Annotated in this window: 4 protein-coding genes; all 4 read left to right on the forward strand. The window is 59.5% G+C overall.

Translation table 11 applies throughout. From position 1 onward, the window contains the following. The first annotated feature begins 135 nt into the window (after positions 1–135). The 4 genes from AB5Y64_RS16355 (at position 136) to AB5Y64_RS16370 (ending at position 3568) form a co-directional block, all read left to right on the forward strand. Positions 136–1263, forward strand: a complete 1128-nt coding sequence (locus AB5Y64_RS16355) for an ISAs1-like element ISKpn9 family transposase (protein ID WP_053288160.1) — start codon at positions 136–138, stop codon at positions 1261–1263. A gap of 19 nt (positions 1264–1282) precedes the next feature. Beyond that, the gene (locus AB5Y64_RS16360) at positions 1283–1789 is read left to right on the forward strand and encodes a GNAT family N-acetyltransferase (RefSeq protein WP_052816140.1); all 507 of its coding nucleotides are present in this window, start codon (positions 1283–1285) and stop codon (positions 1787–1789) included. A 109-nt stretch (positions 1790–1898) separates the two neighbouring features. Continuing rightward, complete coding sequence (locus AB5Y64_RS16365) at positions 1899–2801, forward strand: ROK family protein (RefSeq protein WP_010673476.1); 903 nt, start codon at positions 1899–1901, stop codon at positions 2799–2801. Positions 2802–2842: 41 nt separating this feature from the next. Beyond that, positions 2843–3568 carry a copper homeostasis protein CutC gene (locus AB5Y64_RS16370; protein WP_052816142.1) on the forward strand — a complete coding sequence of 242 codons (726 nt, stop codon included), beginning with the start codon at positions 2843–2845 and terminating at the stop codon, positions 3566–3568. Positions 3569–3573: the final 5 nt, after the last annotated feature.

The raw sequence follows: 3573 nt of genomic DNA on the forward strand, positions 1-3573 counted from the left end.
CAGGGCCGACGCATGATCATTCTCTGCACAAGTTGATCAAGTCTCGATCAGTTGAACGGCTCCAAGTACGATTTTAATTGTACCTTGCGTTGCCAAGCTGTAAATAGTCGAGATCTTAACCAACTGTTTATTATTATGGCCCAGAAGTCTTTGCTCGACTACCTTGAATCAATCCCAGACCCACGCAATCAGGCCAAGTGCTCACATATCTTGTCAGAGGTTGTTTTCATGGCCATTTGCGCCATGATGTGCGGTTTTGATACTTGGAGCGAGATTACCTTGTTTGCTCAAGAGCGAGAGCCATGGTTCCGGCGCTGGCTGCGCTTGCCTGGCGGCATTCCATCACACGATACATTCAACCGCATCTTTGCCACTCTGCCTCCCGCCAGTCTGAAATCCATTTTTCAAGCGTGGATCGGCGACATCATGGGCGATGAAAAACTGGTTGGCCAACTAGCGGTTGATGGTAAAGCTCTTCGTGCTACCGCTAAAGGGCGAGGAGCCAACGTTGTTCATATGGTCAATGTCTGGTCAACTGAGCTGGGAATGTGTGTTGGCCAGCAAAAAGTCGCTGACAAATCTAACGAGATCACGGCAATACCTGAGCTACTCCAACTTCTTGAATTAAAAGGGTGTTTGGTCAGTATTGATGCAATGGGTACACAGGTCAAAATTGCTGACACCATCCTCAAGAAGTCGGGGGATTACCTGCTTGCGGTGAAAGACAACCAACCTAGCCTCAATACTGAAGTAAAAGAACAGTTCCAAGCGTATTGGGATAAGAATGAAAGCGATGTTTCGGGGCACGGCTTTACTGAACAATTTGACTCAGAACATGGGCGAAAAGAGCATCGACGTTGTTGGGTTCTGGTGGTTGATGAAAGCATGCCAGTTTGCCAGCAGTGGAAAGCGAAGACGATCATAGCCGTGCAGGCTGAGCGAATTGAAAATGGCAAAGGCTATGATTTCGTGAGATTTTATATAAGTAGCCGAGCGTTGGATGCCACCTCAGCGCTGAAGGCAACCCGAGCGCACTGGTCGGTAGAAAATCTGCTGCACTGGACTTTAGATATTGCGTTCGGAGAGGATCAACTTCAGGCCAGAGCGGGCTTCGCTGGGGAAAACTTAGCGGTCATCAGGCAGTGGATACTGAACATGCTGAAGCAAAACAAATCACGTAATCTAAGCATGGCCAACAAGCGCAGGCTCTGCTGTCTGAATGAACAATATTTGTTCGAATGTATGGGGTTGTTCAAAGTATAAACACTGATGCGTCAGCCCTGTGCAAGGCGTAAGCCTGCGCCTGGCGCGTCCCGCCGATGCCGCCGCCATGACGGTGATGCAGCGGGCGAGCTGGCTGGCGGCCTACGGGGAGGTGCTGGGGGCCGACATGCTGGCCCAGCTGGCGGTGACCGACCACCTGCAGATCTGGCGACACCGGCTCGCCGAGCCCGGCCCCGTTCCCATGCTGGTCTGTCAGGACGACGTGGTCATAGGCCTGCTCTACTGGCAGCCCTCTTTGGAGGAAGGCTTGATGACGGCGCGGATCCGGGCGCTCTACCTTCATCCCGATCACTGGCGTCAGGGTCATGGCAAACGGCTGTGGCAGGCGGTGGCGGTGCAGATGCGCCGGGCCGGTTGCGAGTGTGTCAGGCTCTGGCTGCTGGATGGCAATCACATCGGCGAGGGATTCTACCTGCGCCGCGGCTTCATGTTCGACGGTCAGGAGCGCACCCTGATGAGCCTCGGACACCCTTGCCAACAACGACAAATGTTCCGTTTGCTTTGAGCTGGCTCCCGTTTTTCGCCCCTGGTCACTTTATTTTTTTTGCGAATTAATACAATGTGCCCCATCTGGACAGACCGAGGTGGCCGGGTCCACCGCAAGGGAGTGTGGCATGTACTACGGATTTGATATTGGCGGCACCAAGATTGCCTTCGCGGTGTATGACGACGCCCTGACCCTCTGCCATGAAGAGCGGGTGAGCACGCCGGGCAACGACTACCCGGCGCTGCAGCAGCTTGTGCGCGAGCGGGTCGAGGCGGCGGATGCGCGCTTCGGGGTGAAAGGGGCCGTCGGCATCGGGTTTCCGGGGATCCTCAATCGCCTCGACGGGAGCATAGTGGCGGCCAACCTGCCCGCCATCCATGGCCGCCATCTGGGGGCGGATCTGGCCGAACTGCTGGGCCGACCGGTCAAGGTCGACAATGACGCCAACTGTTTCCTCTGGTCGGAAGTGCATCAGGGGGCCGCAGACGGTGCTGGCAGCGCCCTCGGCGTCACCATAGGTACCGGCATCGGCGGCGCCGTCTACCTGGCGGGCAAGCTCATCCAGGGGCGCAACTGGCTGGCGGGGGAGATAGGTCACTACCCGCTGCCCGCCACCATCCTGATGAAATACCCGGATTTGCCCCGTCCCCGCTGTGGCTGCGGGCGCCTGGTCTGTTTCGAAACCTATGCGTCGGGCACGGGCCTGGAGCGGCTATACCACCATGTTCATGGAGAACGGGTGAGCGGCCACCAGATCGTCGCCCGTGCCGATGCCCGTGAGGCGGCGGCCCTCTCGACCATCGACTGCTGGCTCGAGATCATCGCCGCTGGCCTCGCCACCGCCATCTCGGTGATTGATCCCGATGTGGTGGTGCTGGGGGGCGGCCTGAGCGCCCTGCCAGCCCTCTATGAGGAGTTGCCCAAACGTCTGCCCGGCCACCTGCTGCCCGGTGTCGCCCTGCCGGCGATCCGCGAGGCCCGCTTCGGTGGAGCCGGCGGTGTGCGCGGTGCAGCCCTGCTCAATCTGTGAGATCGGACAGAGGGTCTGATCTCCCCGAACAAGGAGTCATCATGACCCGTCTTGAAATCTGTATCGACAACCTCGAATCCCTGTTCACCGCCCAGGCGGCCGGCGCCGATCGCATCGAGCTCTGCTCTGCGCTGGGGCTGGGCGGTCTCACTCCCTCCTATGGTTTCATGCAGCAGGTGGCGCGCCACGCCACCGTCCCCGTCTACGCCATGATCCGTCCACGCGCCGGAGATTTTTGCTTCAACGACGGCGAGTTCGAGATGATGCTCTTGGATATCGCGGCCGCTCGTGCTGCGGGCCTGCAAGGGGTGGTGGTCGGTCTGCTGGATGAAGATGGACGGGTACCCGAAGGCAAGCTCCGGCAACTGGTCGAGGCGGCGGGGCCGCTCGGCGTCACCTTCCACCGGGCCATCGATCTCTCCTCCGACTGGCGGCTGGATCTCGAGACGATCGTCGCGGCAGGTTGCGAGCGCATTCTGAGCTCCGGCCATGCGCCGACCGCGCTGGCGGGGCTCGAAACCCTGCAGGCCATGCACCAGGCGCTGGCGGGTCGCGCCAGCCTGATGCCCGGGGCCGGGGTCAACGCCGACAACGTGCGCACCATCATCGAATTCACCGGCGTCAATGAAGTGCACATGTCCGGCATGGGCTGGCGCGGCGGCATGGTGCCCCATGGTGTCAACATGGGCACCTCGGACGACGGCCGGGTCAACATCACCGACGGCGCCAAGGTCGCGGCGGTGCGGGCTCTGCTGGACAGGGCCTGATACAG

Source organism: Aeromonas sp. R5-1 (assembly GCF_040908265.1).
Lineage (GTDB): Bacteria > Pseudomonadota > Gammaproteobacteria > Enterobacterales > Aeromonadaceae > Aeromonas > Aeromonas caviae.